The 21,773-nt window shown below is 67.6% G+C and carries 25 protein-coding genes; 20 read left to right on the forward strand and 5 right to left on the reverse strand.

The genetic code is table 11. The features are described from left to right. The first annotated feature begins 10 nt into the window (after nt 1-10). Genes ACXYX3_RS04885 through ACXYX3_RS04900 form a run of 4 tightly spaced genes read left to right on the forward strand, consistent with a single transcriptional unit; the run spans nt 11 to nt 4,088 of the window. Nucleotides 11-1,642, forward strand: a complete 1,632-nt coding sequence (locus tag ACXYX3_RS04885; protein ID WP_241205105.1) for an acyl-CoA dehydrogenase family protein — start codon at nt 11-13, stop codon at nt 1,640-1,642. Beyond that, nucleotides 1,639-2,577 (forward strand): crotonase/enoyl-CoA hydratase family protein, encoded by a 939-nt coding sequence (locus tag ACXYX3_RS04890; RefSeq protein WP_458610381.1) that lies wholly within the window; start codon nt 1,639-1,641, stop codon nt 2,575-2,577. Before ACXYX3_RS04885 ends, ACXYX3_RS04890 begins: the two co-directional genes overlap by 4 nt. Before the next feature lie 12 nt (nt 2,578-2,589). After that, nucleotides 2,590-3,306, forward strand: a complete 717-nt coding sequence (locus ACXYX3_RS04895; protein WP_458611976.1) for a PaaX family transcriptional regulator C-terminal domain-containing protein — start codon at nt 2,590-2,592, stop codon at nt 3,304-3,306. Continuing rightward, complete coding sequence (locus tag ACXYX3_RS04900) at nt 3,306-4,088, forward strand: crotonase/enoyl-CoA hydratase family protein (RefSeq protein ID WP_241205165.1); 783 nt, start codon at nt 3,306-3,308, stop codon at nt 4,086-4,088. Before ACXYX3_RS04895 ends, ACXYX3_RS04900 begins: the two co-directional genes overlap by 1 nt. A gap of 8 nt (nt 4,089-4,096) precedes the next feature. On the opposite strand, the gene ACXYX3_RS04905 is transcribed toward ACXYX3_RS04900, so the two are convergent. Together ACXYX3_RS04905 and ACXYX3_RS04910 are read right to left on the reverse strand one after the other, a co-directional pair. Further along, a complete protein-coding gene (locus tag ACXYX3_RS04905; protein ID WP_241205108.1) occupies nt 4,097-4,498 on the reverse strand; it encodes a DUF3060 domain-containing protein in 402 nt (133 codons plus the stop codon). A gap of 2 nt (nt 4,499-4,500) precedes the next feature. Further along, nucleotides 4,501-4,812, reverse strand: a complete 312-nt coding sequence (locus ACXYX3_RS04910) for a DUF3060 domain-containing protein (protein ID WP_241205166.1) — start codon at nt 4,810-4,812, stop codon at nt 4,501-4,503. Between the two features lie 132 nt (nt 4,813-4,944). Between ACXYX3_RS04910 and ACXYX3_RS04915 the strand changes: the two genes are divergently transcribed. The 10 genes from ACXYX3_RS04915 to ACXYX3_RS04960 all read left to right on the forward strand — a co-directional run bounded on the left by ACXYX3_RS04915 (nt 4,945) and on the right by ACXYX3_RS04960 (nt 14,020). Beyond that, entirely contained in the window at nt 4,945-5,490 is a 546-nt protein-coding gene (locus ACXYX3_RS04915) for a DUF3558 domain-containing protein (protein ID WP_458610382.1), read from the forward strand. A 1-nt stretch (nt 5,491) separates the two neighbouring features. Beyond that, nucleotides 5,492-6,025: a DUF3558 family protein gene (locus tag ACXYX3_RS04920; RefSeq protein WP_458610383.1), complete on the forward strand. Its 534-nt coding sequence runs from the start codon at nt 5,492-5,494 to the stop codon at nt 6,023-6,025. A 48-nt stretch (nt 6,026-6,073) separates the two neighbouring features. Continuing rightward, complete coding sequence (locus tag ACXYX3_RS04925; protein ID WP_241205111.1) at nt 6,074-6,649, forward strand: TetR/AcrR family transcriptional regulator; 576 nt, start codon at nt 6,074-6,076, stop codon at nt 6,647-6,649. Between the two features lie 253 nt (nt 6,650-6,902). Further along, nucleotides 6,903-7,277, forward strand: coding sequence for a 30S ribosomal protein S12 (rpsL, locus tag ACXYX3_RS04930; RefSeq protein WP_046361107.1), 375 nt, complete (start codon nt 6,903-6,905; stop codon nt 7,275-7,277). Continuing rightward, on the forward strand, nt 7,277-7,747 hold the full coding sequence (rpsG, locus tag ACXYX3_RS04935) for a 30S ribosomal protein S7 (protein ID WP_221358132.1): 471 nt from the start codon (nt 7,277-7,279) through the stop codon (nt 7,745-7,747). The genes rpsL and rpsG overlap by 1 nt, the downstream gene beginning before the upstream one ends. Nucleotides 7,748-7,876: 129 nt before the next feature. Next, nucleotides 7,877-9,928 (forward strand): elongation factor G, encoded by a 2,052-nt coding sequence (gene fusA / locus ACXYX3_RS04940; protein ID WP_241205167.1) that lies wholly within the window; start codon nt 7,877-7,879, stop codon nt 9,926-9,928. A gap of 164 nt (nt 9,929-10,092) precedes the next feature. Next, nucleotides 10,093-11,283 (forward strand): elongation factor Tu, encoded by a 1,191-nt coding sequence (tuf, locus tag ACXYX3_RS04945; protein WP_221358128.1) that lies wholly within the window; start codon nt 10,093-10,095, stop codon nt 11,281-11,283. Between the two features lie 214 nt (nt 11,284-11,497). Beyond that, nucleotides 11,498-12,286 (forward strand): cutinase family protein, encoded by a 789-nt coding sequence (locus tag ACXYX3_RS04950; protein WP_458611977.1) that lies wholly within the window; start codon nt 11,498-11,500, stop codon nt 12,284-12,286. Nucleotides 12,287-12,309: 23 nt separating this feature from the next. After that, a complete protein-coding gene (locus ACXYX3_RS04955; protein WP_458610384.1) occupies nt 12,310-13,137 on the forward strand; it encodes an SHOCT domain-containing protein in 828 nt (275 codons plus the stop codon). A 49-nt stretch (nt 13,138-13,186) separates the two neighbouring features. Continuing rightward, complete coding sequence (locus ACXYX3_RS04960; RefSeq protein WP_458611978.1) at nt 13,187-14,020, forward strand: mycofactocin-coupled SDR family oxidoreductase; 834 nt, start codon at nt 13,187-13,189, stop codon at nt 14,018-14,020. Here the strand turns inward: ACXYX3_RS04960 and rocD are convergent. After that, on the reverse strand, nt 14,017-15,234 hold the full coding sequence (gene rocD / locus ACXYX3_RS04965) for an ornithine--oxo-acid transaminase (protein WP_458610385.1): 1,218 nt from the start codon (nt 15,232-15,234) through the stop codon (nt 14,017-14,019). The two genes, ACXYX3_RS04960 and rocD, sit on opposite strands and share 4 nt — an antisense overlap. Beyond that, nucleotides 15,231-16,085: a dimethylargininase gene (gene ddaH / locus ACXYX3_RS04970; RefSeq protein WP_458610386.1), complete on the reverse strand. Its 855-nt coding sequence runs from the start codon at nt 16,083-16,085 to the stop codon at nt 15,231-15,233. Before ddaH ends, rocD begins: the two co-directional genes overlap by 4 nt. 118 nt (nt 16,086-16,203) lie before the next feature. Here ddaH and ACXYX3_RS04975 point away from each other — a divergent pair, with 118 nt between their 5' ends. From ACXYX3_RS04975 to ACXYX3_RS04985, 3 genes are all read left to right on the forward strand, one after another. Continuing rightward, nucleotides 16,204-16,653: an Lrp/AsnC family transcriptional regulator gene (locus ACXYX3_RS04975; protein ID WP_241205115.1), complete on the forward strand. Its 450-nt coding sequence runs from the start codon at nt 16,204-16,206 to the stop codon at nt 16,651-16,653. 55 nt (nt 16,654-16,708) lie between these two features. Then, complete coding sequence (locus ACXYX3_RS04980) at nt 16,709-17,881, forward strand: NAD(P)/FAD-dependent oxidoreductase (RefSeq protein WP_458610387.1); 1,173 nt, start codon at nt 16,709-16,711, stop codon at nt 17,879-17,881. 105 nt (nt 17,882-17,986) lie between these two features. Further along, entirely contained in the window at nt 17,987-19,525 is a 1,539-nt protein-coding gene (locus tag ACXYX3_RS04985; RefSeq protein ID WP_458610388.1) for an HNH endonuclease signature motif containing protein, read from the forward strand. Here the strand turns inward: ACXYX3_RS04985 and mftR are convergent. Then, nucleotides 19,510-20,115, reverse strand: a complete 606-nt coding sequence (gene mftR / locus ACXYX3_RS04990) for a mycofactocin system transcriptional regulator (protein WP_458611979.1) — start codon at nt 20,113-20,115, stop codon at nt 19,510-19,512. The genes ACXYX3_RS04985 and mftR overlap by 16 nt on opposite strands. Before the next feature lie 90 nt (nt 20,116-20,205). Between mftR and mftA the strand changes: the two genes are divergently transcribed. Genes mftA through mftC form a run of 3 tightly spaced genes read left to right on the forward strand, consistent with a single transcriptional unit; the run spans nt 20,206 to nt 21,769 of the window. After that, nucleotides 20,206-20,298 carry a mycofactocin precursor MftA gene (mftA, locus tag ACXYX3_RS04995; protein WP_073682527.1) on the forward strand — a complete coding sequence of 31 codons (93 nt, stop codon included), beginning with the start codon at nt 20,206-20,208 and terminating at the stop codon, nt 20,296-20,298. 2 nt (nt 20,299-20,300) lie between these two features. After that, complete coding sequence (gene mftB / locus ACXYX3_RS05000; RefSeq protein ID WP_143818615.1) at nt 20,301-20,585, forward strand: mycofactocin biosynthesis chaperone MftB; 285 nt, start codon at nt 20,301-20,303, stop codon at nt 20,583-20,585. Continuing rightward, on the forward strand, nt 20,582-21,769 hold the full coding sequence (gene mftC, locus ACXYX3_RS05005) for a mycofactocin radical SAM maturase (protein ID WP_458610389.1): 1,188 nt from the start codon (nt 20,582-20,584) through the stop codon (nt 21,767-21,769). Before mftB ends, mftC begins: the two co-directional genes overlap by 4 nt. Nucleotides 21,770-21,773 lie beyond the last annotated feature (4 nt).

The following is a 21,773-nucleotide window of genomic DNA, read 5'->3' on the forward strand; positions in this document are numbered from 1 at the left end:
CAGTGTGGGCATGGACACGCACGTCGTCACCAATCAGGTCCCGCCCCTGGAGGACTTCAACCCCGCCGCCTCGCCCGTCCTCGCCGAGGCGCTGATACGGGAAGGCGGCGAGTGGGGCGTCGACGAGGTGCACGACCTCGGTGCGCTCGGCGGCTCCACGGCAGCGCAGCGCTGGGGTGAGCTGGCGGACCGCAATCGGCCCGTGCTGCACACCCACGACCGCGTCGGGCACCGCATCGACGAGATCGAGTTCGACCCGGCCTACCACCAGCTGATGACCGTGGCGATCAGCCACGGCCTGCACGCCGCGCCGTGGGCCGACGAGCGGCCGGGCGCACACGTCGTGCGGGCCGCCAAGACCTCGGTCTGGACTCCCGAGCCCGGCCACATCTGCCCGATCTCGATGACCTATGCCGTGGTCCCCGCGCTGCGGCACAACCCGGACCTGGCGGCGATCTACGAGCCGCTGCTCACCAGCCGCAGCTACGACCCCGAGCTGAAGGTGCCGACCACCAAGGCCGGTATCACCGCCGGCATGTCGATGACGGAGAAGCAGGGCGGGTCCGACGTCCGCGCGGGAACCACCCAGGCCACCCCCAACGGCGACGGCACCTACTCGCTGCGCGGGCACAAATGGTTCACCTCCGCGCCGATGTGCGACATCTTCTTGGTGCTCGCGCAGGCGCCTGCGGGGCTGAGCTGCTTCCTGCTGCCCCGGGTGCTGCCCGACGGCAGCCGCAACCGGATGTTCCTGCAGCGGCTCAAGGACAAGCTCGGCAACCACGCGAACGCCTCCAGCGAGGTCGAGTACGACGGAGCGACGGCGTGGCTGGTGGGGGAGGAAGGCCGCGGCGTACCGACCATCATCGAGATGGTCAACCTCACCCGCCTGGACTGCACGCTGGGCAGCGCCACCAGCATGCGCACCGGGCTGATGCGCGCCATCCACCACGCCCAGCACCGCTCGGCATTCGGCGCCTACCTGATTGATCAGCCGCTGATGCGCAACGTGCTGGCCGATCTCGCGGTGGAGGCCGAGGCGGCGACGATGCTGGCGATGCGGATGGCCGGGGCCACCGACCATGCGGTCCGCGGGGACGAGCGCGAGACCCTGCTGCGCAGGATCGGGTTGGCCGCCGCCAAGTACTGGGTGTGCAAGCGCGCGACACCGCACGCCGCCGAGGCGATGGAGTGCCTGGGCGGCAACGGCTACGTCGAGGACTCGGGCATGCCGCGCCTGTACCGGGAAGCGCCACTGATGGGCATCTGGGAGGGCTCGGGCAATGTGAGCGCGCTGGACACGTTGCGCGCCATGGCGACCCGGCCCGAGTGCATCGACGTGCTGTTCGACGAACTGGGCGCGACGGCGGGACACGATCCGCGGCTGGACGCGCACGTCGCCGGGCTCCGGCAGTCGCTGGCCGACTTCGATCCGGCGACGATCCAGTACCGGGCCCGCCAGGTCGCCGAGGACATCGCCCTGGCCCTGCAGGGCGCCCTGCTGGTGCGCCACGGCCACCCCGCTGTCGCGGAAGCGTTCCTCGCCACGCGGATGGGTGGACAGTGGGGCGGTGCGTTCGGCACGCTGCCCACCGGGCTGGATCTCGCGCCGATCCTCGAGCGGGCGATGGTCAAGGCATGACGCACGCGATTCGGAAGGTCGACTTCGACGACCTGAAGACGATGACCTACGAGGTCACCGACCGCGTCGCCCGGATCACGTTCAACCGACCGGAGAAGGGCAACGCGATCGTCGCCGACACTCCGCTGGAGTTGTCGGCGCTCGTCGAGCGCGCCGATCTCGACCCGGACGTGCACGTCATCCTGGTCTCCGGACGCGGCGAAGGGTTCTGCGCCGGGTTCGACCTGTCGGCCTATGCGGAGGGCTCGTCGTCGGCCGGTGGTGGCAACCCGTACCGGGACACCGTGCTGTCGGGCAAGACACAGGCCATCAACCATCTGCCCGATCAGCCGTGGGATCCGATGATCGACTACCAGATGATGAGCCGCTTCGTGCGGGGCTTCGCGAGCCTCATGCACGCCGACAAGCCGACGGTGGTGAAGATCCATGGCTACTGCGTGGCCGGCGGCACCGACATCGCGCTGCACGCCGACCAGGTGATCGCCGCAGCGGACGCCAAGATCGGATATCCGCCCACGCGGGTGTGGGGTGTGCCGGCTGCGGGCCTGTGGGCGCACCGCCTCGGTGACCAGCGCGCGAAAAGGCTTCTGCTGACCGGCGATTGCATCACCGGAGCGCAGGCCGCCGAATGGGGCCTTGCGGTGGAGGCGCCTGCGCCGGAAGACCTCGACGAGCGCACCGAACGTCTCGTCGAGCGCATCGCCGCAATGCCGGTCAACCAGCTCATCATGGTCAAGCTCGCGATGAACAGCGCGCTGTCCAGCCAGGGCATCGCCACCAGCGCGATGGTGTCCACCGTGTTCGACGGCATCGCGCGGCACACGCCGGAGGGGCATGCATTCGTCGCCCAGGCCCGCGAGCACGGGTTCCGGGAAGCGGTACGTCGCCGCGACGAACCGTTCGGCGACTACGGGCGCGCCGCGTCGGGGGTGTGAATGCCCCAGCCGGTGAGGCGGATGACCGCACGCTCGGTGGTGCTCAGCGTGCTGTTGGGGGCGCACCCGGCCTGGGCGACGGCAAGTGAATTGCTGCGTCTCACAGCCGATTTCGACCTGAGAGAACCGACGGTGCGGGTCGCGTTGACCAGGATGGTCAGTGCGGGTGACCTGGTGCGCTCCGATGACGGTTATCGCCTGTCCGACCGGCTGTTGGCCCGTCAGCGTCGGCAGGACGATGCGATCGACCCACGCACGCGACCCTGGGACGGCTCCTGGATCGCCGTGGTGGTGACCAGCGTCGGCAACGACGCACGCACCCGTTCGGCGATGCGAACGGCTCTACACGACAGCAGGTTCGGCGAGCTGCGCGAAGGGGTGTGGCTGCGCCCGGCCAACCTCGACGTGGTGCTGCCCGACGACGTTCACGCGCACACCCGGGTACTGCGCGTACACGACGACGATCCGGCCGGTCTGGCCGCCGCGCTGTGGGATCTTCCGGGATGGGCGGACGCCGGTCACGAGCTGCTCGCCGAGATGGCCGCCGCCCCTGACGTTCCCGGTCGCTTCATTGCCGCCGCGGGCATCGTGCGGCATCTGCGCACCGACCCGGTGCTGCCCGGCGACATGCTCCCGGCGCACTGGCCCGGCGCAGCGTTGCGGGCGGCGTATCAGGACTTCGCCGCGGAACTGGCCGCGCGGCGTCACGACGAGATCATGGAGGCATGATGACGGGCACGGTGAGCGAGCACGGAGTGCGGGTCGAGAAGAACGGCCCGGTGACCACGGTGATCATGAACCGGCCGCACGCCCGCAACGCGGTCAACGGTCCGGCGGCGGCCGCGCTGCACGCCGCCTTCGACGAGTTCGACCGCGACGAGACCGCAGCGGTGGCCGTGCTGTGGGGCGACAACGGAACCTTCTGCGCCGGAGCCGATCTCAAGGCTTTCGGCACCCCCGAGGTCAATGCGGTGCATCGCAGCGGCCCTGGCCCGATGGGGCCGAGCCGCATGGTGCTGTCCAAACCGGTGATCGCGGCCGTGAGCGGCTACGCCGTCGCCGGCGGACTCGAATTGGCCGTGTGGTGCGATCTGCGCGTGGTCGAACAGGACGCCGTGATGGGGGTGTTCTGCCGGCGGTGGGGTGTACCGCTCATCGACGGCGGCACGGTGCGTCTGCCCCGGCTCATCGGGCAGAGCCGCGCGATGGACATGATCCTGACGGGGCGGGCCGTCGAGGCCGACGAAGCGCTCGCGATCGGGTTGGCCAACCGCGTCGTGCCGACGGGGCAGGCCCGCGCCGCCGCCGAGGAGCTCGCCGCGGAGCTGGCTCGGCTACCGCAGGCCTGCATGCGCAGTGACCGGCTCTCGGCGCTCCATCAGTGGGGGCACTCGGAGGCCGAGGCGATGGACTTCGAGTTCGCCAGCATGTCGCGCGTCTCAGCGGAATCCATGAGGGGCGCACAGCGTTTCGCGGCCGGCGAGGGCAGGCACGGCGCGAGCGCGACCTGAGCCGGGGTTCAGCCCTTGCTGATGGTGTTGTTGCTGCCGGTGTCGTTGACTTTCGGATCGCCATCGCGGTAGGTGACCGTGTTGTTGATCCCCACCACCGACAGTTCCTTGTCCACGCGGTCGAAGGTGATCTTGTTGTCGGCGCCGCCGATGTTCACGTTCGCGCAGGTGCCCCTCACCGTGAGCGTGTTGTTCGACCCGCCGACGTTCAGCGACTTGCCGTCGGCGCAGTCGAGGTCGGCCGTCGTACCGAGCGAGCCGTAGTTGATCGTGTTGCCGATCTCGATCTGCGCGCCCGAGGAACCGGCCGTCGCGGTGGGCTGATCGGTGTCAGAACTGGTGGAGCCGCACGCCGAGAGGCCGAGAACCGCCGCGCACAGCGCCGTGCCGCCGAGGAGAAGTCGTTTCACGGCTACGCGGGTACCCGGTCCACCCGGTTTGTCATCCCCAGTTCGCGGCCGCGGTCCCACACGATCGGTGAGCCGTTCTTGTAGAACACCGCCTGGTCGTAGCCGTACACCGTGACGTCGTTGATGACGTTGTCGGCGACGATCACGTTGCTCGAGCCCTGCACCGTCACCGCCCAGCACGTTCCGAGCGCGTTGATTTGATTACCGGTGCCCACCACGATCAGCGTCGCGTTGTTGCAGTCGATGGTTCTGCTGATGCCCTGCCCGGTGATGTGCGTGTCGCCGTTCTTGGCCTGCGCGAGCGGGGAGGCCATCAGCACGGCAGACGCCGTCAGCACGACCGCGGCCAGCACTCGTCCCGAAGTGGTCACCCCGGCAGCCTACGACGTCGAGCGAGTCGCCACAGCGAGTTGCGCTGGGTACCGTGAGCTGCGATGTGCCAGCCTGTGAGCCAACGTGTGGTGGATGCCCTCACCGTTGCTGTCGCCGCTGTCCTCGTGACGGCGACGGCGGGTGGGTGCGCGCACACGGTGGGCGGCACAGCGCAACGGGCGGAGGGCTCCGTGCCCGACCCCGACCGGTCCTACGGATACGTCGACGATCGGTGCGGTCTGCTCGACGACAGCACCGTACAGGCGACGCTGGAGGCGAACAACGTGATCCGGCCCTACAGCGGCGCGGTGTGTCAGTACATTCTGTCCCGGCCGGGCGCGGCGACCGTGGATGTGACGTTTGCATGGTTCGCCGACGGTTCGCTGCGGCGCGAGCGCGACGTGGCCGCGGGTCGCGGAGCCGACGTGAGGGACACGGTGATCGAGCGGCACCAGGCGTTCTCGGCGCGCCGCGACATCACCGGTGCGGCCTGTTCGGCGACCGCCGCAGCCGGCACCGGCGTGCTGAGCTGGTGGGTGCAGTTCCGCGGCCAGAAATCCGGCGATCCGTGCGTCGACGCCGTGAAACTCCTGACGGCGACCCTGCGCTCGGACATGTGACATGAGAAGTCTGCGCATGGCCGCCGCGGGCCTGGCTCTCGGCGCGTCGACGATCCTGGTCGCCTGTGGCGGACCGGCCGGTCCCGCGGCGCCGTCGGCCGACGCCGGCGCCGCCACCGGTGGCGGCTTCCGCAGCGTCGACTGCAACGGCATCTCCGACTCCGACGTCGCCGCGGCGGCCGGCCCGAGCCTGTTCACCCGTGCCGTCGTCAGCGACACCGGGTGCTTCTGGCAGGAGAACACGATGATCGGCGACGTCGGCGCCGGCATGGGCATCTCGACCTGGTGGTACCGCGGCAGCGACATGGACACCGAGCGTGAACTCGAGCAGCAGGCCGGCCGCACCGTGACCGAGCTGTCGCTGGACGGCAACAAGGGTTTCAAGGCCTTCGACGATTCGGCGTGCAGCATCTACGTGGCCAAGGGCAGCGACGTCATTACCTGGTCGATCCAGACCCTGAACTCGCAGACCCTGCCCGACCTCTGCACGATCGTCGGACAGCTTGCCCAGCTCAGCCAGGAGCGCGTGAACTAGAGTCTCTCGTCGACCCGCATGGACGGGCCGTGAAGGGGGAACGACGAGATGGCTACTCGGCCGCCGCGTACGGCGAGGCTGAGCCGTGAGGCCATCGTCAACGCCGCGCTGACGTTCCTCGACCGCGAAGGCTGGGACGCGCTGACCATCAACGCGCTGGCCAACCAACTCGGCACCAAGGGTCCGTCGCTGTACAACCACGTCCACAGCCTCGACGACCTGCGCCGGTCGGTGCGGATGCGGGTGGTGGGCGACATCATCGACATGCTCAACACGGTGGGGCAGGGGCGGACGCCCGACGACGCGGTGATGGTGATGGCCGGCGCCTACCGCAGCTACGCCCACCACCACCCGGGCCGCTATTCGGCGTTCACGCGGATGCCGTTGGGGGGTGACGACCCGGAGTTCACCGAGGCCACCCACGCCGCCGCAGCGCCGGTCATCTCGGTGCTCTCCACCTACGGGCTGACCGAGGAGTCGGCGTTCTACGCCGCCCTGGAGTTCTGGTCGGCGATGCACGGGTTCGTGCTGCTGGAGATGACCGGGGTGATGAGCGGTATCGACACCGATGCGGTGTTCAGCGATATGGTGATGCGACTCGCCGCCGGCATGCGCCATCGATGACCGCGCAGGTCAGCGGGTTTTGTCGAGGTCGCGAGCCCTGGTATCGTGGACCGTCGTGCCTGGCAGACTAGGCGCTTGAGGCTTGTTCGAGTCACAAGCACGCCTGCACGCCGGGCAGCTTCGCATGTCTAGCGCCGCGGCGCCTTGGAAAATACTCCGAGAACGCGCGGTGTCCGCATGCGACACGCCCGGATGCGGGGTAGCCCGCAACACGAAACTTGTAGAAGACGAAAGCAACACAGGAAGCCGGTACATGCCAACGATCAACCAGCTGGTCCGCAAGGGTCGCCACGACAAGGTCGCCAAGGTGAAGACCGCGGCGCTGAAGGGGAGCCCCCAGCGTCGCGGCGTGTGCACCCGCGTGTACACCACGACCCCCAAGAAGCCGAACTCCGCGCTGCGCAAGGTCGCGCGCGTCCGGCTGACCAGCTCGGTCGAGGTCACCGCCTACATCCCCGGTGAGGGCCACAACCTGCAGGAGCACTCGATGGTGCTGGTGCGCGGTGGTCGTGTGAAGGACCTCCCCGGTGTGCGTTACAAGATCATCCGTGGGTCGCTCGACACCCAGGGCGTGAAGAACCGCAAGCAGGCCCGCAGCCGCTACGGCGCGAAGAAGGAGAAGAGCTGATGCCGCGCAAGGGACCCGCGCCCAAGCGTCCGTTGGTCAACGACCCCGTCTACGGGTCGCAGCTGGTCACCCAGCTGGTCAACAAAGTCCTGCTGGACGGGAAGAAATCGCTGGCCGAACGCATTGTTTATGGTGCGCTCGAACAGGCCCGCGACAAGACCGGCACCGATCCGGTGGTCACGCTCAAGCGGGCCATGGACAACGTCAAGCCCTCGCTCGAGGTGCGTAGCCGCCGCGTCGGCGGTGCCACCTACCAGGTGCCCGTCGAGGTCCGCCCGGACCGCTCGGTGACGCTGGCGCTGCGCTGGCTGGTCAGCTTCTCCAAGGCTCGCCGCGAGAAGACCATGATCGAGCGTCTGGCCAACGAGATCCTCGATGCCAGTAACGGCCTGGGTGCCGCGGTCAAGCGCCGCGAGGACACCCACAAGATGGCCGAGGCGAACCGCGCCTTCGCGCACTACCGCTGGTGATTTAGCACCCCCGGCAGTGTTGCCGAGGGTGGTGCAAGACGACAGCAAACAAGCAAGCGAAAGAGTGGGAATCTAGCCGTGGCACAGGACGTGCTGACCGACCTCACGAAGGTCCGCAACATCGGCATCATGGCGCACATCGATGCCGGCAAGACGACGACGACCGAACGCATCCTCTACTACACCGGTATCAGCTACAAGATCGGTGAGGTGCACGACGGTGCCGCCACGATGGACTGGATGGAGCAGGAGCAGGAGCGGGGTATCACCATCACCTCGGCTGCCACCACCTGCTTCTGGAACGGCAACCAGATCAACATCATCGACACCCCGGGCCACGTGGACTTCACCGTCGAGGTGGAGCGCAGCCTGCGCGTGCTCGACGGTGCCGTTGCCGTCTTCGACGGCAAGGAAGGCGTCGAGCCGCAGTCCGAGCAGGTGTGGCGCCAGGCCGACAAGTACGACGTGCCGCGCATCTGCTTCGTCAACAAGATGGACAAGCTGGGTGCCGACTTCTACTTCTCGGTGCGCACGATGGAAGAGCGCCTGGGCGCCAACGTCATCCCGATTCAGCTGCCCATCGGCTCCGAAGGTGATTTCGCCGGCATCGTCGACCTGGTCGAGATGAACGCCAAGGTGTGGAGCGCCGAGGCCAAGCTCGGCGAGAAGTACGACACCGTCGAGATCCCGGCCGATCTGGCCGAGAAGGCCGACGAGTACCGCACCAAGCTGCTCGAGGCCGTCGCCGAGACCGACGACGCGCTGATGGAGAAGTACTTCGGCGGCGAGGAGCTCACCGTCGAGGAGATCAAGGCTGCGCTGCGCAAGCTGACGATCAACTCCGAGGCCTACCTGGTGCTGTGCGGCAGCGCGTTCAAGAACAAGGGCGTGCAGCCCATGCTCGACGCGGTCATCGACTACCTGCCGTCGCCGCTGGACGTGCCGCCCGCCGAGGGCCACGTCCCCGGCAAGGAAGACGAGCTGATCACGCGTAACCCGTCGGTCGACGAGCCGTTCTCGGGTCTGGCGTTCAAGGTCGCCACGCACCCGTTCTTCGGCAAGCTGACCTACGTCCGCGTGTACTCCGGCAAGGTCGACTCCGGCTCGCAGGTCGTCAACGCGACCAAGGGCAAGAAGGAGCGCCTGGGCAAGCTGTTCCAGATGCACTCCAATAAGGAGAACCCGGTCGAGACGGCCAGCGCCGGTCACATCTACGCGGTCATCGGCCTCAAGGACACCACCACCGGTGACACGCTGAGCGACGCGAACCAGCAGATCGTGCTGGAGTCCATGACCTTCCCGGATCCGGTCATCGAGGTCGCCATCGAGCCCAAGACCAAGAGCGACCAAGAGAAGCTGGGCACCGCGATCCAGAAGCTCGCCGAAGAGGACCCCACCTTCAAGGTGCACCTCGACCAGGAGACCGGCCAGACCGTCATCGGCGGTATGGGCGAGCTTCACCTCGACATCCTCGTCGACCGCATGCGTCGCGAGTTCAAGGTCGAGGCCAACGTCGGCAAGCCGCAGGTGGCCTACCGCGAGACCATCCGCCGCAAGGTGGAGAAGGTCGAGTTCACCCACAAGAAGCAGACGGGTGGCTCGGGCCAGTTCGCGAAGGTGCTCATCGACCTCGAGCCGTTCAGCGGCGAGGACGGTGCGACCTACGAATTCGAGAACAAGGTCACCGGTGGCCGTATCCCGCGCGAGTACATTCCGTCGGTCGACGCCGGTGCGCAGGACGCCATGCAGTACGGCGTGCTGGCCGGCTACCCGCTGGTGAACATCAAGGTCACCCTGCTCGACGGCGCGTTCCACGAGGTCGACTCGTCGGAAATGGCGTTCAAGGTGGCCGGCTCGCAGGTGCTCAAGAAGGCCGCGCAGGCTGCGCAGCCCGTCATTCTCGAGCCCATCATGGCCGTCGAGGTCACCACCCCCGAGGACTACATGGGTGACGTGATCGGCGACCTGAACTCCCGCCGTGGTCAGATCCAGGCCATGGAGGAGCGCAGCGGTGCGCGTGTCGTCAAGGCGCAGGTGCCGCTGTCGGAGATGTTCGGCTACGTCGGAGACCTTCGGTCGAAGACCCAGGGCCGGGCCAACTACTCCATGGTGTTCGACTCGTACGCCGAAGTTCCGGCGAACGTGTCGAAGGAGATCATCGCGAAGGCGACGGGTCAGTGAGCATCGAGGCGCGCCAGCGCCGAGGAGCGGAGCTGATCCGGAGCCGAGCCATGTCTGGCGCGAAGGCCACCGGGCAGTAGCCCGGTTGCCTCGCGGCGAACCACAACTGCAAAGATCAACCCTGCTTAAGTAAGAGCACCAACACAGTCCAGGAGGACAACACAGTGGCGAAGGCGAAGTTCGAGCGGACGAAGCCGCACGTCAACATCGGGACCATCGGTCACGTTGACCACGGCAAGACCACGCTGACTGCAGCAATCACCAAGGTTCTGCACGACAAGTACCCCGATTTGAACGAGTCGCGCGCATTCGACCAGATCGACAATGCGCCCGAGGAGCGTCAGCGCGGTATCACGATCAACATCTCCCACGTGGAGTACCAGACCGACAAGCGTCACTACGCACACGTCGACGCCCCCGGTCACGCTGACTACATCAAGAACATGATCACCGGTGCCGCCCAGATGGACGGCGCGATCCTGGTGGTCGCCGCCACCGACGGCCCGATGCCGCAGACCCGTGAGCACGTGCTGCTCGCCCGCCAGGTCGGCGTGCCCTACATCCTTGTCGCGCTGAACAAGTCGGACATGGTCGACGACGAGGAGCTCCTCGAGCTCGTCGAGATGGAGGTCCGCGAACTGCTGGCCGCCCAGGACTTCGACGAGGACGCCCCGGTCGTGCGCGTGTCGGCGCTCAAGGCTCTCGAAGGCGACGCCCAGTGGGTGAAGTCGGTCGAGGACCTGATGGAGGCTGTCGACGAGTCGATCCCGGACCCGGTCCGCGAGACCGACAAGCCGTTCCTGATGCCCGTCGAGGACGTCTTCACCATCACCGGCCGCGGCACCGTGGTCACCGGTCGTGTGGAGCGCGGCGTGATCAACGTGAACGAGGAAGTCGAGATCGTCGGCATCCGTCCGGGCGTCACCAAGACCACCGTCACCGGTGTCGAGATGTTCCGCAAGCTGCTCGATCAGGGCCAGGCCGGTGACAACGTCGGTCTGCTGGTCCGTGGCATCAAGCGCGAGGACGTCGAGCGCGGCCAGGTCATCGTCAAGCCCGGCACCACCACCCCGCACACCGAGTTCGAGGGCAGCGTCTACATCCTGTCCAAGGACGAGGGTGGCCGCCACACGCCGTTCTTCAACAACTATCGTCCGCAGTTCTACTTCCGGACCACGGACGTGACCGGCGTGGTGACCCTGCCCGAGGGCACCGAGATGGTGATGCCCGGTGACAACACCGACATCTCCGTCAAGCTGATCCAGCCCGTCGCCATGGACGAGGGCCTGCGCTTCGCGATCCGCGAGGGCGGCCGTACCGTCGGCGCCGGCCGCGTGTCGAAGATCATCAAGTAGGTTCCGCCTGCAGGAGTGGCGCTCACCCGCGAGGGTGGGCGCCACTTTTGTGTGTCCACCTGCTGTAACGCCACCGAGGCCGACGGCGATGTACATCAAGGCGGCGGTCGAGGGGTCCGCCGCCTTCATCTTTGTGTCGAAGGTTGGGATCAGGTTCTTGAGTATTCGTTCCGTCGCTGCAACCGCGGCCGCTGCCCTCATCGCCGGCGCCGCGATGATGGGTCTGTCCGCCGGTACCGCTGCCGCCCAACCGGGCTGCCCCGACGTGCACTGGATCGGTGCGGCCGGCTCCGGTGAGCGCACCCCCGCCGACATCGCCGCCGATGACGGGATGGGTCGGGTGGTCAACACCTCCTATCGCGACTTCGCGCAGTTGGTCCAGCAGAGCGGTCGCACGATCACCGCCGAAGCGGTGAACTATCCCGCCGTTCCCGTGCCGCCCGACGGTGGCGCGATGGCGTGGCTCGGTTTCATGGGTAGCGTCGACACCGGCGCGGCCGCGCTGGGCGCGCAGTACGCCGCGTTCGTCGCACAGTGTCCGACGACGCAGGTGGTGCTCGCCGGCTACTCGCAGGGCGCCATGGTGGTGCACCGCAACCTGGCCGCACTGGAGACCAGCCCCAGCCTCGCCGCCGCGCTGCTCGTCGCCGACGGCGACCGTCTCCCGGCCGATCCGACGCTGAACCTGGGCTCGGTCACGGCCGTTCCCGGACGCGGCAAGGGTGTCGCGCAGGACTGGCCGATCCTGGCGCACACGCCCGCCCCGCTGACCCCCACCATGGGTGCCCGCACGATCAGCGTGTGCGATCTCGGGGATGCGGTCTGCGACTACGACCCGGACGCCGAGGACGACATGAACCCGGCCGCGGTGGCCGTCCACACCAGCTATGCGCGGACCCCGTCGTCGGCCGACGCGTGGGTGGCGCCGTTGTACCAGCTCGTCCAGCAGCATCCGGTCCCGGTTCCCGACGCCAATCCCGTTCAGGTACCTCCCGGTTCCTGACCTGCCGGGTCATAATCTGACCCGTGTCGACATTCTGGCGCTACGTCAAGGTGCAGCTGTTCGTCCTGCTGTGCGGCATCGTCGGGCCGATCTTCCTGGTGATCTACTTCGCCAGTGGCCGCGACCCGATGATGAGCTGGCTGTTCTGGGGCGGTCTGATCATCACGGCGGTCGACATCCTGATCGCGTTGGCCATCACCGGCTTCGGAGCCCGGTCGGCCGCCAAGACTCAGGAACTCGAGGCCGGCGGGGTGTTGGCGCTGGCACAGGTCGTCGGGATTCACGAGACCAACACGCGGATCAACGAACAACCGCTGGTGAAGCTGGATCTGAGGGTCTCCGGTCCCGGCATCACGCCGTTCGCCACCCAGGACAAGGTGGTGGCATCGATGAGCCGCCAGCCGATGATCATGAGTCGCAGGCTGGCGGTCCTGGTCGATCCGGTCACCCAGGACTACCAGATCGACTGGGAGCGCAGCGCGCTGATCAGTGGGTTGATGCCGGCGACATTCACCATCGCCGAGGACAACCGGACCTACGACCTCACCGGCCAGACCGAGCCGCTGATGGAGATCCTGGCTGTCCTCAAAGCCCATGGGATCGGGATCGACAGCATGGTCGACCTGCGGTCCAATCCCGCCGCGCGCCAGCAGGTGCAGGCGATCGTGCGGCGGGCCGCCGCGCAGCAGGTGCCGCCGCCCGTTCCGGCCACCCCGTCGGCGCCGCCGATGGCAGCCCCCGCCCCGACCGTCGCGCAGCGACTCCAGGAGTTGGAAACCCTGCGCGCGACCGGCACCATCAGCGAGGCCGAGTACACCGCCAAGCGGCAGCAGATCATCGCCGAGATCTAGGGACTAGAACGCGTTCTAGTTCTGCTGTTAGCCTGACCCGGTGACATCACTGGAAGGGCGCGTCGCGCTGATCACCGGGGCCGCGCGTGGGCAGGGCCGTGCACACGCCGTCAGGTTGGCTGCCGAGGGTGCCGACATCATCGCGATCGACGTCTGCAAACCGGTCACCGACACCGTCACCTATCCGATGCCCACCGCCGAGGATCTCGCCGAGACCGCACGGCTGGTGGAAGAGGCCGGCCGCAAGGTGCTGACCCGCGAGGTCGACATCCGTGATCTCGCCGCGCAGCAGCAGCTCGTCGCCGACGGCGTCGAGCAGTTCGGCAGGCTCGACATCGTGGTGGCCAACGCCGGGATCCTGAGCTGGGGCCGGATCTGGGAGATGTCGGAAGAGCAGTGGGACACCGTCATCGACGTCAACCTCAACGGGACGTGGCGCACCATCAGGGCGGCGGTCCCCGCGATGATCGAGGCGCGCAACGGCGGCTCGATCATCATCGTCAGTTCCTCGGCGGGGACGAAGGCGACCCCGGGCAATGCCCACTATTCGGCGTCCAAGCACGGGCTGGTGGCGCTGACGAACGCGCTCGCGATCGAGGCCGGTGAGTTCGGCATCCGGGTGAACTCGATCCATCCGTACTCGATCGACACACCGATGGTGCAGCCCGAGGCGATGATGGAGATCTTCGGCAAGTATCCGGCGTTCCTGCACAGCTTCTCACCGATGCCGTATCAGCCGGTGCACCACGCGGGCAAGAAGGGTCTCAAGGAGTTCATGACTCCCGAGGAGGTGTCCGACGTGGTCGCGTGGCTGGCCGGTGACGGTTCGGCGACCATCTCCGGCTCGCAGACCGCCGTCGACCGGGGCACGGCCAAGTACTAAGCCAGAACGTCGGCCAATTGACCGACAGCCCATACGATCTCGTCCTCGGTGACGACGATCGGGGGTGCGAAGCGCAGTGTCGACCCGTGGGTGTCCTTGACCAGCACGCCGCGCTCGGCCAGCCGCAGGCTGATCTGCTTGCCGGTGCCGTGCACCGGGTCGATGTCCACCCCGGCCCACAGCCCCTTGCCGCGCACGCTCAGCACGCCGCGGCCGACGAGCTCACTCAGCCGGTCGTGCAGGACGGCGCCGAGTTCGGCTGCGCGGCGCTGAAAGTCACCGGTCGCGAGCATCTCGACCACGGTGTGGCCGATCGCGGCGGCCAACGGGTTGCCGCCGAACGTCGACCCGTGCTCGCCCGGATGCAAGACGCCGAGCACCTCACGGTCGGCGACCACGGCCGACAGCGGTACCACCCCGCCGCCGAGCGCCTTACCCAGCAGATAGATGTCAGGGACGACGTTCCAGTGGTCGCAGGCGAACGTCGCGCCGGTGCGGGCGAGACCGGACTGGATCTCGTCGGCGATCAGCAGAACGCCGCGCTCGGTGCACAGCGCGCGCACCTGTGGCAGGTAGCCGTCCGGCGGCACGATGATGCCGGCCTCGCCTTGGATGGGTTCGAGCAACACAGCGACGGTGTGGTCGTCGATCGCGGCGGCCAGCGCGTCGGCGTCACCGAACGGGACGGACCGGAAGCCGGGGGTGTACGGGCCGAACCCGCGCCGCGCCGTCTCGTCGTCGGAAAAACTGATGATGGTCGTGGTTCGGCCGTGGAAGTTGTTGCGCGCCACGATGATGTTCGAGGTGCCTGCGGGCACTCCCTTGACGTCGTGGCCCCACTTGCGGGCCACCTTGATGCCGCTCTCGACAGCCTCGGCGCCGCTGTTCATCGGCAGCACCATCTCCTTGCCGCACAGTGCGGCCAGTGCGGCGCAGAACGGCGCGAGCGGCTCGGCGTGGAAGGCGCGGCTCACCAGCGTCACCCGGTCCAGCTGAGCGTGGGCGGCGGCGACGATCGTCGGATGGCGATGGCCGAAGTTGACCGCGGAGTACGCAGCCAGGCAGTCCAGATAGCGCCTGCCCTCGACATCGGTGATCCAGGCACCGTCAGCGTGTGCGGCGACGACCGGTAGCGGAGCGTAATTGTGTGCCACACAACGGTTGTCGAGGTCGATCGCGTCCTCGGTTCGGGTGGGGGCATGCATCGCGGTCATGAATGAACCTCCAGGGTGCAGCATTTCACCGAGCCGCCGCCCTTGAGCAACTCGGACAGATCGACGCCCACCGGCCGGAATCCGTGGTGGCGCAACTGCTCGGCGAAGCCGGCGGCTGCGGCGGGCATCACGACGTTGAGTCCGTCGGAGACGACGTTGAGGCCCAGCGCGTAGGCGTCGGCGCTGGCGACTTCGATGGCCTGCGGGTACAGCTGCCGCAGCGTGGCCAGTGAGTGGTCGGCGAACGCGGGCGGGTAGTAGGCGATGGTCGTGTCGTCGAGAACGGCCAGCGCCGTGTCGAGGTGGTAGAACCGCGGGTCGACCAGTTCCAGGCTGACGAGCGGCATCTGGAGATGGTCGGCGATCTCCTGGTGGGCGCGTCGGTCAGTGCGAAACCCGTAGCCGGCGAGGATCGTCGAGCCGACGAGCAGGAGATCGCCCTGCCCTTCGTTGGTGTGGCGGGTCTGCATGCTCACGAAACCGTTGTCGAGCAACCAGGCTGCGTGCACCGGCGCCTCGCCGGCGCGTTCAGGATGAGCGAATCGCGCCACCACCGCGCGACCGTTGACCACCATCCCGCCGTTGGCCGCGTACACCATGTCGGGCAGGCCGGGCAGTGGGTGGACCTCCTCGACGGTGTGGCCGAGGTCGAGGTAGGCCTGCCGCAGTGCTTCCCACTGGGCGATCGCATGTGCGGTGTGGACGGGTGTGGACAGGTCCATCCAGGGGTTGATCACGTAGTCGACGGTGAAGTGGGTGGGGCGGACCATCACGAAGCGGCGCGGCCGCTGGGCACGCGCGGTCGCCGACTCGGGGCGGGGGAGCGCAGCGGCGGCGATGTCGATCGGCATGACTGAACGATATTTTGGCGGGGGCGGCGCAATCAATCTTCAGCTGTTGCGTGTCTATGCGTGGTTTGTTGTGCCAAAATCGCTTTGGTGGCGATTTGTTGTTCTGAGGACGTGCGCGGTGGCTGATCGGCTGGACCAGACCGACGAACTCATACTCGCGGAGTTGGCGGACAACGCCCGGGCGACGTTCGCCGAGATCGGGCAGCGGGTGAATCTCTCGGCGCCGGCGGTCAAACGGCGGGTCGATCGGATGCTCGACGACGGGGTGATCCGCACCTTCACCACCGTCATCGATCGCACCGCGCTGGGCTGGACCACGGAGGCCTACGTACAGGTGTTCTGCCACGGGACGATCGCGCCGGATCAGCTGCGTGCCGCGTGGCAGGACATCCCCGAGGTGGTTAGTGCCGCCACCGTGACCGGCACGGCCGATGCGATGCTGCATGTGCTGGCCCGCGACATGCGCCATCTAGAAGAGGCGCTCGAACGTATCCGGTCGAGCGCCGACATCGAACGCAGCGAGAGCATCGTGGTGTTGTCGAACATCATCGAGCGGGCGCGTCGATGAGTGTGCGACGCGGGGTGGCGCTCACCGAACAGCGCTGATGAGGTAGAAAACCCAGATGAGCACTTCTGGTGTCGTGATCGTCGGGGGCGGCTTGGCGGCGGCGCGCACTGCTGAGCAGTTGCGTCGCGCCGAGTATGCGGGGCCGGTGACCATCGTCAGCGACGAGGAGCATCTGCCCTACGACCGGCCACCGCTGTCCAAGGAGGTGTTGCGGGCAGAGCTCGACGAGACGACGCTCAAGCCGGCCGACTTCTACGCCGAGAAGGACATCACCCTCGTCCTCGGCACGGCGGCGCGCACCGTGGACACCGCGGCGCACACGGTCACGCTGGCCGACGGGTCGCAGCTCGGCTACGACGAGCTCGTGATCGCGACGGGGCTGGTGCCCAAGCGGATTCGATCGTTCCCCGACCTGGCCGGAATTCACGTGCTGCGCAATGTCGACGAGAGCCTGGCGCTGCGCCGCGAGTCGGCCGATGCGCGTCGCGCCGTGGTGATCGGAGCGGGTTTCATCGGCTGCGAGGTGGCGGCCAGCCTGCGTGCACGAGGTGTCGAGGTGGTGCTGGTCGAGCCGCAGCCCGCGCCTCTGGCGTCGGTGTTGGGGGAGCAGATCGGCGCCTTGGTGACGCGATTGCATCAGGCCGAGGGAGTGGACGTGCGCTGCGGGGTCGGGGTGGACACCGTCAGCGGGGATTCCCGGGTGCGCTCGGTGACCCTGTCCGACGGTGCGCAGATCGACGCCGACCTCGTCGTCGTCGGCATCGGATCCCATCCGGCCACCGAGTGGCTCGAGGGCAGCGGTATCGCCGTGGACAACGGCGTCGTGTGCGACCATGTCGGCCGCGCCAGTGCGCCGCACGTGTGGGCCATCGGCGACGTCGCCTCCTGGCGTGATCATACGAAAGGCCAAGTGCGAGTAGAGCATTGGAGTAACGTCGCCGATCAGGCGCGGGCGCTGGTGCCGGCGCTATTGGGTCAGGACGCGCCTGCGACGGCAACGGTGCCGTACTTCTGGAGCGATCAGTACGACGTCAAGATCCAGGCCCTGGGTGAACCGGAAGCCACCGACACCGTGCACCTCGTCGAGGACGACGGGCGCAAGTTCCTGGCCTACTACGAGCGCGACGGTGTCGTGGTCGGCGTGGTGGGCGGCGGCATGCCCGGCAAGGTCATGAAAGTGCGGGCCAAGATCGCCGCGGGCGCGCCGATCACCGACGTCCTGGGCTGAGCCTTCACCGCGACACTTATCCCCAATCCGGTTTCCATCCACAGCCGGCGGGCCGGGGCCGTGCCGGCGCGTCGATTCGTCGGCGTGCGGCGGCATACTCGAGACATGTTCGAACACATGTTCGCCGACCTTGCCGATGAGGCGCTGGTGGGCGCGATCGAACAGGCGGCGGTCGAGGAGGGTCGAGCCTGCGCGCGGCGGCTGGCCGCCATCGCCGAACTGACCCGTCGCAGCGTCGACGACGACGATGACCGCGCGCGCTGGGCCTTCGACCTGTGGGCCGTGACCGCAGCGCGGATCGGCGCGGCGCTCACCATCGGGCAACGGCGCGCATCGGCGCAGATGCGTATCGCGATGGCGCTGCGTGACCGGCTGCCCCGGGTCGCGGCGCTGTTCTGCGAGGGTCGGATCAGCATTCGGGTGATCAGCGAGCTGACGTGGCGCACCCATCTGGTCGACGACGACCGGGTGCTGGCCGAGATCGATGCGGCGCTGGCCGGCCATGCGGTGTCGTGGGGCGCCCTATCCGACGAGAAGCTGACCGCGGCGGTCAACGCTCTGATCGAACGCTATGACCCCGATGCGGTGCGGTTGGCGAAAAATGCATTGAGCGACCGCGACTTTCGGATCGGTGCCCACGAGGACGGCGCGGAGACCACCTCGGCGTGGGGCAGGCTGATGGCTGCCGATGGCGTTGCGGCCGAACGGCGCATCCTCGCCATGATCAACGGAGTGTGCGAAAACGATCCGCGCAGCGTGGGGGAGCGTCGCTCGGATGCCGCGGGGGCACTGCTCAACGGCCGCCAGGATCTGCCGTGTCGCTGCGGGTCAACCGACTGCCCGAAGGCCGATGTCGGATCTCCTGCGTCGCACATTGTCGTCCACGTGATCGCCGACCAGGCTGCAGTCGACGCTGTCGAGCAGCAGGCTCCTGAGAAGCCCGCTGTCACCCGACCCGAAGAAACAGCAGATTGCGTAGCCGAAGACGAAAGCGAGTGCACGCCGCCGCCGTTGGCCAACACCGGAGTGGCGATTCTGCCCGGGCTGAAGGTCATGCCGGCTGTTGCGCTGGCCGACGCCATCGCCGGCGGCGCGAAGGTCCGGCCGCTGTGGCTACCCGGGCCAGATCCGGAACCGCACTACCGCCCCTCGTCGCGGCTCGCGCATTTCGTTCGGCTGCGCGACATGTTCTGCCGATTTCCCGGTTGCGATGTGCCTGCCGATCGCTGCGACATCGATCATTGTGTGCCGTGGCCGAACGGACCAACACATCCCTCGAATCTGAATTGCAAGTGCCGAACGCATCACCTCATGAAGACCTTCTGCTTCGGTCTCGACGGCTGGACCGAGGTCCAATCAGCCGACGGCTCAGTCACATTCACCGACCCCGACGGCCGCAGCCGCACCACCAAACCGGGAAGTGCGCTGTTCTTCCCGCAGTTCCCGGTGCACACAGCCGAGCTCGCGCCGCCACCGCCCCTGCCACCCGATCCGATGCGGACCGCGAAGATTCCGAAGCGCCGCCGCCTGCGCAGCGCCGAGGTTGCCGCACGCGTGAAAGCCGAACGCGCGCAGAACCGTGAAGTGCGCGCAGCGGTGATGGCGAATCCGCGGTATGGGCCCGAGGGTCACCCCCCGTTCTGAGCTTCCAGGCCGGCCAACCCGCCGGCCAGCAGATCGAAGGCGCCGCCGAGTGCGGCGGCCAGGGAGACCGACTCGTCGGCGAGCCACTGCTCATATGCCGTCAGCGCCACCGCCAGCATGGTCCAGGCCACCGTCTGTGGAATCAGGTCACCGGGGGAGATCTCGAGGCGGCGCGCGACGTAAGCGGCGACGACGGCGCGCCAGCCTGCGTACATCGTCATCGAATAGGCTTGCAGGGCTTCTGTTTCGAGGATCAGGCGCATCCGTTGCCGGTGCCGGTCGGCATCGTCGAAATTGTTGAACGCCAACAGGGCGGCGCGCAGGGCTTCGTGAATCGGAGCGGCGGGGTCGGTGGCCGCCAGCAGCCCCTTCATCCGGTCCAGATGGGCATCGAAATCGCCCCACGGCAGCGCGTTCTTCGAGGGGTAGTACCGGAACAGGGTGCGGCGGGCGATCCCCGCGGCCGTGGCGACGTCATCGACGCTGACGTCGTCGAAGCCGCGCTCGGTGAACAGATCGATCGCGACCGCGCTGATGTGTTCCCAGCTGGTCGATCGGCGACGGCCGACACGTGCCTTGGCGGTTGGCATCGGCATCCCTCTTCCATTTCGGCACCCGGTGCCTTATTGTTGCGATCTGCGTCACAAATGTCGAGCCCCACCGAACAGAAAGGCAGTGCCATGGAGCCGAGTCAGCACACCGAGAACGACGAGCTCGTCACCGAGAGCCTGGTCGAAGAGGTGTCCATCGACGGGATGTGCGGGGTCTACTGATCATGACCGCGCCGACCTTCGATCCGGACCAGCGCTGGCGGCTGCATCCGCAGGTGGCCGTCCGGCCCGAGCCGTTCGGCGCGCTGTTGTACCACTTCGGGACCCGCAAACTGTCGTTCCTGAAGAACCGGACGATCGTCGAGGTGATCAACTCGCTGTCCGATCACCCCGACGCTCGCTCCGCCTGTCGCGCAGCAGGACTCGAAGACGATCAACTGACGCCGTACCTGCACGCAATGGGTGTGCTGGTCTCGTCGAACATGCTCATCGCAGGAGAGGACCGATGACCGTCACTGCACCCGTGCCCCGGCTGGTCGACCAGTTCGAACGCGGCCTCGACGCCCCGATCTGCCTGACGTGGGAACTCACCTACGCCTGCAACCTGTCCTGTGTGCACTGCCTGTCCTCGTCGGGCAAGCGTGACCCTCGCGAGCTGACCACCCAGCAGTGCAAGGACATCATCGACGAGCTCGAGCGTATGCAGGTCTTCTACGTCAACATCGGCGGCGGCGAGCCGACGGTGCGCTCCGATTTCTGGGAGCTCGTCGATTACGCGACCGCCCACCACGTCGGGGTCAAGTTCTCCACCAACGGCGTGCGCATCACCGAAGAGGTCGCCGCGAAGCTGGCCGCCAGCGACTACGTCGACGTGCAGATCTCCCTCGACGGCGCCACCGCCGAGGTCAACGACGCGGTCCGAGGCCCGGGCAGCTTCGCGATGGCCACGCGCGCGCTGGAGAACCTGCGAGCCGCTGGCTTCGAAGACGCCAAGATCTCCGTCGTCGTGACGCGGTACAACGTCGACCAGCTCGACGACTTCAAGGCCCTTGCCGACTCGTACGGCGCCACGCTGCGCATCACCCGGCTGCGCCCCTCGGGCCGCGGCGCCGACGTCTGGGACGAACTGCACCCCACCGCCGCGCAGCAGGTCCAGCTCTACGACTGGCTCGTCGCCCACGGCGAGGGCGTGCTCACCGGCGACTCGTTCTTCCACCTGTCCGGTCTCGGTGAGCCCGGCGCCTTGGCAGGTCTGAACTTGTGCGGCGCGGGCCGGGTGGTCTGCCTGATCGACCCGGTCGGCGACGTCTACGCCTGCCCGTTCGCTATCCATGACCAGTTCCTGGCCGGGAACATCCTGTCCGACAACGGCTTCCAGAGCGTGTGGCAGAACTCCGAGCTCTTCCGTGAGCTTCGGGAGCCGCAGTCGGCCGGCGCGTGCGGCAGCTGCGGACACTACGACGCCTGCCGCGGCGGCTGCATGGCGGCGAAGTTCTTCACCGGCCTGCCCCTCGACGGCCCCGACCCCGAGTGCGTGCAGGGCTACGGCGAGCCCGCCCTCGCGTTGGACAGGAACAAGCCCAAGCCCAGCGTCGACCACTCCCGCAGCGGCGGCCGCACGCCCAAGGGACCCATTCCGCTCACCCTGCTGAGCGCCCCTCCCAAGAAATTCTGTAACGAAAGTCCGGTCTAGCCCA

The organism is Mycobacterium sp. Panama NTM2 (assembly GCF_054355555.1).

Excerpts from the sequence above, each read along its gene's own strand:
- mftB (WP_143818615.1), top strand. The coding sequence starts at position 20,301 with ATGACCGCGCCGACCTTCGATCCGGACCAGCGCTGGCGGCTGCATCCG.
- ACXYX3_RS04980 (WP_458610387.1), top strand. The coding sequence starts at position 16,709 with ATGAGCACTTCTGGTGTCGTGATCGTCGGGGGCGGCTTGGCGGCGGCG.
- ddaH (WP_458610386.1), bottom strand. The coding sequence starts at position 16,085 with ATGCCGATCGACATCGCCGCCGCTGCGCTCCCCCGCCCCGAGTCGGCG.
- mftR (WP_458611979.1), bottom strand. The coding sequence starts at position 20,115 with ATGCCAACCGCCAAGGCACGTGTCGGCCGTCGCCGATCGACCAGCTGG.
- rpsL (WP_046361107.1), top strand. The coding sequence starts at position 6,903 with ATGCCAACGATCAACCAGCTGGTCCGCAAGGGTCGCCACGACAAGGTC.
- mftC (WP_458610389.1), top strand. The coding sequence starts at position 20,582 with ATGACCGTCACTGCACCCGTGCCCCGGCTGGTCGACCAGTTCGAACGC.
- rpsG (WP_221358132.1), top strand. The coding sequence starts at position 7,277 with ATGCCGCGCAAGGGACCCGCGCCCAAGCGTCCGTTGGTCAACGACCCC.
- ACXYX3_RS04985 (WP_458610388.1), top strand. The coding sequence starts at position 17,987 with ATGTTCGAACACATGTTCGCCGACCTTGCCGATGAGGCGCTGGTGGGC.
- ACXYX3_RS04950 (WP_458611977.1), top strand. The coding sequence starts at position 11,498 with ATGATGGGTCTGTCCGCCGGTACCGCTGCCGCCCAACCGGGCTGCCCC.
- ACXYX3_RS04910 (WP_241205166.1), bottom strand. The coding sequence starts at position 4,812 with ATGGCCTCCCCGCTCGCGCAGGCCAAGAACGGCGACACGCACATCACC.
- ACXYX3_RS04900 (WP_241205165.1), top strand. The coding sequence starts at position 3,306 with ATGACGGGCACGGTGAGCGAGCACGGAGTGCGGGTCGAGAAGAACGGC.
- ACXYX3_RS04925 (WP_241205111.1), top strand. The coding sequence starts at position 6,074 with ATGGCTACTCGGCCGCCGCGTACGGCGAGGCTGAGCCGTGAGGCCATC.
- ACXYX3_RS04885 (WP_241205105.1), top strand. The coding sequence starts at position 11 with ATGGACACGCACGTCGTCACCAATCAGGTCCCGCCCCTGGAGGACTTC.
- ACXYX3_RS04890 (WP_458610381.1), top strand. The coding sequence starts at position 1,639 with ATGACGCACGCGATTCGGAAGGTCGACTTCGACGACCTGAAGACGATG.
- fusA (WP_241205167.1), top strand. The coding sequence starts at position 7,877 with ATGGCGCACATCGATGCCGGCAAGACGACGACGACCGAACGCATCCTC.
- rocD (WP_458610385.1), bottom strand. The coding sequence starts at position 15,234 with ATGACCGCGATGCATGCCCCCACCCGAACCGAGGACGCGATCGACCTC.
- mftA (WP_073682527.1), top strand. The coding sequence starts at position 20,206 with ATGGAGCCGAGTCAGCACACCGAGAACGACGAGCTCGTCACCGAGAGC.
- ACXYX3_RS04920 (WP_458610383.1), top strand. The coding sequence starts at position 5,492 with ATGAGAAGTCTGCGCATGGCCGCCGCGGGCCTGGCTCTCGGCGCGTCG.